At 54.1% G+C, this 4,894-nt stretch carries 5 protein-coding genes; all 5 read left to right on the top strand.

Features of this window, described 5'->3' with window-relative positions:
- Positions 1–447 (top strand): FAD-binding oxidoreductase (locus ACRC1E_RS04155; protein ID WP_438513850.1); only part of this gene is annotated, 447 nt, incomplete at its 5' end.
- An 87-nt stretch (positions 448–534) separates the two neighbouring features.
- The gene (locus tag ACRC1E_RS04150) at positions 535–753 is read left to right on the top strand and encodes a hypothetical protein (RefSeq protein WP_438513849.1); all 219 of its coding nucleotides are present in this window, start codon (positions 535–537) and stop codon (positions 751–753) included.
- A 110-nt stretch (positions 754–863) separates the two neighbouring features.
- Positions 864–1,313, top strand: coding sequence for a hypothetical protein (locus ACRC1E_RS04145; protein WP_438513848.1), 450 nt, complete (start codon positions 864–866; stop codon positions 1,311–1,313).
- Between the two features lie 9 nt (positions 1,314–1,322).
- Positions 1,323–2,666 carry a prephenate-dependent tRNA uridine(34) hydroxylase TrhP gene (gene trhP, locus ACRC1E_RS04140; protein WP_438513847.1) on the top strand — a complete coding sequence of 448 codons (1,344 nt, stop codon included), beginning with the start codon at positions 1,323–1,325 and terminating at the stop codon, positions 2,664–2,666.
- A gap of 168 nt (positions 2,667–2,834) precedes the next feature.
- Positions 2,835–4,553, top strand: coding sequence for an arginine--tRNA ligase (argS, locus tag ACRC1E_RS04135; protein WP_438513846.1), 1,719 nt, complete (start codon positions 2,835–2,837; stop codon positions 4,551–4,553).
- Positions 4,554–4,894 lie beyond the last annotated feature (341 nt).

Here is a 4,894-nt window from a genome sequence, read left to right as displayed (position 1 = left end):
TTGTGGCAGGCACGGCACAACGCCTACTTTGCTGGCCTGCAATTGAAACCCGGTAGCCGCTGCGTTGCCACCGATGTCTGTGTCCCTATCTCCCGGCTTGCCGAGTGTATCGAGGCTACCTATCTGGATCTTCAGGCCGAAGGTGTGGCTGCGCCCTTGTTCGGTCACGTGGGGGACGGCAACTTCCACTTGATGCTGCTGGCCGATCCTGCGGACAAAACCGAACTGGCGCAAATGAAGCAGATCAATCATCGTCTGGTGCAGCGTGCGCTGGCGATGGAGGGTACTTGCACCGGTGAACACGGTATCGGCATTGGCAAGCAGGCTTATCTGGCAGAGGAAGCGGGTGAAGCCGGGCTGGAGATGATGCGTGCGATCAAGCGGACGCTGGATCCCGATAACCTGATGAACCCAGGCAAGGTTTTTAGCCTGCATGCACCGGCATGATTCCTGTCTGCCTGCCGTGTGAGCGTGCTGGTAGAATTGCCGGCAGACAGGATAAAGTCCGGTAATTTATTCACGGGGGGCAGATTGGTGACAGATATTTTGCATTTTTTGAGGCAGCGCCGGCGCCTGGCCGTGCTGGCATTGCTATTGTCGACCGTGCTGCTGATGGCTGCCAGTATGGGGCGAGGCCTGGATTGGGCGGATGGCCAGCCATGGGCTGATGTGATCTTGCCGTGCGTTATGCTGCTGGGTGTGGCGGGGCAGTTGCTGGCATTGCTGGCACTGATGGGAAAGCCACGTTGCTGAAATGGCATTAAAAACAAGGGTTTGTTTGTGACGGACCTTTGTGGCTAGTGTTGACGAGTCGCGGCATGGCGTAGATAATCGCGCCGGTATCAAGACAAGACAGGCTCCGTATGCGGGGCCTGTCGCCGTTTTTGGAGTTTGCAGTGACGAATCACCAGACATTTCTGCGCGCGCTGGAGAATGGCAATTTGCCGGTTTCCAGTTTCAACCAGCAGACACGCCTCTATGCCGCGTGGGCCTATCACCGTGACTACCCGGTGCGGGAAGCTGCTGCACGCTGCGCATATGCATTTTCACGCTATGCCCTGACACAAGGGCTGGCTGACTCATACCATCACACCCTGACCATGGCGACTCTGATCCTGCTCTACCAGCGCATCGCTGAGCAGCCTGCAATAGCAGAAGATTGGGAGCATTTTTGCCATGCAAACCACGATATGCTGACGGATACGGTATCCATGGTTCGTTGTCATTATTCTGCAGACTTGCTGGGGCATGAACGCGCCCGCAAGGTCTTTGTCGAGCCTGATCTTGTACCCTTGCCTTGTTTTCTTCACTGAGAAACCCCTATGAAAGTACCTGAACTGCTATTGCCTGCCGGCACGCTAGACAAGATGCGCGCGGCTTATGATTTTGGTGCCGATGCTGTCTATGCTGGCCAGCCGCGTTATTCCCTGCGCGCACGCAATAATGATTTCAAGCTTGAGGAATTGAAGACGGGTATCGAAGAGGCACATGCGCGTGGCAAGCTATTCTTTGTTGCCAGTAATCTGTTGCCGCATAACAGCAAGGTCAAGACGTATATGGCCGACATGGCACCGGTGATTGCCATGAAGCCGGATGCGCTGATTATGGCTGACCCTGGCCTGATCATGATGGTGCGTGAGAAATGGCCGGAAGTGCCCGTTCATTTGTCGGTACAGGCGAATACCGTCAATTACATGGGGGTGAAGTTCTGGCAGAAACTCGGTGTCAGCCGCATCATCCTGTCGCGCGAACTGTCGCTGGATGAAATCGCCGAAATCCGTCAGGAATGTCCAGACATCGAACTGGAAGTCTTCGTGCATGGTGCCTTATGCATCGCCTACTCGGGACGCTGCCTGCTGTCGGGTTACTTCAATCATCGTGATCCCAACCAGGGCACCTGCACCAATGCCTGCCGCTGGGATTACAAGATGCACGATACGCAGGGTGATGATGCCGGTGATGTACAGACGATCAAGCTGGATTTTGGCAAGGCACTGGAAGAAGCAAACCAGAGCTTTGCCGCCTGTGGCGGCGCCGAGCGCCATCCGCTGGCTGACAAGACTTATCTGATCGAAGAGGGCAACCGTCCTGGCGAGATGATGCCCATCATCGAGGATGAACACGGCACTTACATCATGAACTCCAAGGATCTGCGTGCGGTCGAGCAGGTGGAGAAACTGGTCAAGATCGGTGTTGACTCGCTCAAGATCGAAGGTCGTACTAAGAGCCTTTATTATGTGGCGCGTACCGCACAGGTTTACCGCCAGGCGATTGATGACGCCGTTGCCGGCCGGCCATTTAATCTTGGCCTGCTGGCTGAGTTGGATGGTTTGGCTAATCGCGGTTACACCCCGGGCTTCCTTGAGCGCCATCAGACGCAGGAACACCAGAACTACATGACCGGCCATTCCAAGGCTAAGCAGAGCCAGTACGTGGGGGATGTACTGGAGGTCGATGCTGAAGGCTGGGCTACCGTAGAGGTTAAAAACCGCTTTTCAGTGGGTGACAAGCTGGAAGTGATCCACCCAAGCGGTAACCATGTGATTGAGTTAAAAACCATGCTGCGCAATGGTGCTGCCATAGCCGTTGCTCCGGGCAACGGTATTCAAGTCCGAATTCCGGGTATGTCTGGCATGAACAAGGCATTGATTACCCGCTTATTCTGATCTCAATATTAGCTATCAAGAAACGGCAGTGCGGCCAGTGTCGCACTGCCGTTGGTGTTTGTAGCTTGCTGGTCGTTGCCCAAGCGGCATTTGGCGCATACAATCAAAAACAGATTTTTGGAAGTGATCGGTATTTTCGCTTCTCCCTGGTTATCTATAAGGCATGCAATGACAATACAACAACTGATTAATCAAAGAGTACAAGCGGCACTGGCCGCTGCCGGTGTTCCTGATGCGCCAGCCGTGGTGCAGCCTTCTTCTAAAGTGGGCTTTGGCGACTATCAGGCCAATGGTGTCATGGGTGCAGCCAAGGCACTGAAGATGAATCCACGTGAGCTGGCACAAAAAGTAGTGGATGCGCTGGATCTGGAAGGCATTGCCGAAAAGGTGGAAATTGCCGGCCCAGGTTTTATCAACATCCATCTGTCACCCGAATATCTGGCACGCCGCAGCGAAACGGCTTTGCACGACGCACGCCTTGGGCTAACTCTGCCGGCCAAGCAGACCGTGGTGATCGACTACTCGTCGCCCAACCTGGCCAAAGAGATGCATGTCGGCCATCTGCGTTCGACCATTATCGGGGATGCCATTGCGCGCGTACTGTCCTTTATGGGACATGAGGTGATCCGCCAGAACCATGTCGGCGACTGGGGTACTCAGTTCGGGATGCTGACCGCTTATCTGGTCGAGACCCAGCAGACCGGCAAAGCCGGGATGGAATTGGGCGACTTGGAAACCTTCTACCGTAACGCCAAGATCCGCTTTGACGAGAGCGAAGACTTTGCCAATCGTGCCCGTGAGTACGTCGTGCGCCTGCAGGGCGGTGACGAATCGGTACTGGCGCTGTGGCGTCAGTTTGTCGGGGTATCGCTGTCGCATTGCCAGGCCGTTTACGACACGCTGGGTGTGATGCTGACCCGCGATGATGTGATGGGCGAGTCGGCCTATAACGATGATTTGGCCAATGTGGTGAACGAGTTGACCGAGATGGGCATCGTGACTGACAGCGAAGGCGCCAAGGTCGTGTTCCTGCCCGAGTTTGCCGATCAGGATGGCAATCCGGCTGCCTATATCGTGCAGAAGAAGGATGGCGGTTTCCTGTATTCGACTACCGACCTGGGCGCAGTGCGCTATCGTGTACGTCAACTGAACGCCGATCGTATTATCTACGTTGTCGATGCGCGCCAGAGCCTGCATTTCCAGCAGATGTTTACGACCTGTCGCAAGGCGGGCTTCGCACCGGATAATGTCGTGCTCGAGCATATTGCCTTCGGCACCATGATGGGCGAGGACAACAAGCCATTTAAGACTCGCTCCGGTGGTACCGTCAAACTGATCGAACTGCTGAATGAGTCCGAAGAGCGTGCATTGAATCTGGTTGGCGAGAAAAATCCGGACCTAGCAGCCGAGGTCAAGCAACAGATTGCTCACGCTGTCGGGATCGGAGCGGTGAAGTATGCCGATCTGTCCAAGAGTCGTACTAGCGATTACATCTTCAACTGGGAGAATATGCTCTCGTTTGAAGGCAATACTGCGCCTTACCTGCAATATGCCTATACCCGTGTGCAGAGCGTATTCCGCAAGGCTGACCACTACGATGCGACAGCACCTATCGTGATCAGTGAGGCCGCTGAGAAGCAACTGGCTGTTGCGCTGGCTCAATTCGAAGATGTGCTAGTAACAGTAGCTGACAGTTGCTACCCGCATCATCTCAGCCAGTATCTGTACAACTTGGCTCAGCTATTCTCCCGTTTCTATGAAGCTTGCCCCATTCTCAAGGCCGAGGGTGAAATGCGCGCCAGTCGCCTGCAGATGGCTGCACTGACCGGCAAAACTCTCAAGACCGGTATGAACTTGCTGGGTATAGAAGTACTGGATGCCATGTAAGCTGGACTCTAGTCATTAAACTCGGAACGCTCTTCGTATATCGGAGGGCGTTTTTTGTGGTGCAGTAATAATTTCACGCCTCTTTTAAAACAAGACATGGCAATAACTTCTTTGCTTTCAGTTGTTTATATTTGCCCTTTCCCGAAGGTACGTAAATTGTATGAATTTGCCTCATAAATAGTGTTGACGCCTCTGCCGCTAGTGCGTATATTTCGCCTCCTCAGCTGACGCCGCAAACGAAACAAGCGGATAGGCACTGCTCTTTAACAACACGAACAACCGATAGGTGTGAGTGCTTGGCGATGCCAAACACTCGCACTGCAAGAAGATTGGAAACGTAA

Origin of the sequence: Craterilacuibacter sp. (genome assembly GCF_051659485.1) — a bacterium.
Lineage (GTDB): Bacteria > Pseudomonadota > Gammaproteobacteria > Burkholderiales > Chromobacteriaceae > Craterilacuibacter.
The sequence above is the reverse complement of the archived record's forward strand: the minus strand, read 5'-3'. Positions and strand labels throughout refer to the sequence as shown.

Coding starts and splice junctions, on each gene's coding strand:
- ACRC1E_RS04145 (WP_438513848.1), top strand. CDS start 864: ATGCGGGGCCTGTCGCCGTTTTTGGAGTTTGCAGTGACGAATCACCAG.
- trhP (WP_438513847.1), top strand. CDS start 1,323: ATGAAAGTACCTGAACTGCTATTGCCTGCCGGCACGCTAGACAAGATG.
- argS (WP_438513846.1), top strand. CDS start 2,835: ATGACAATACAACAACTGATTAATCAAAGAGTACAAGCGGCACTGGCC.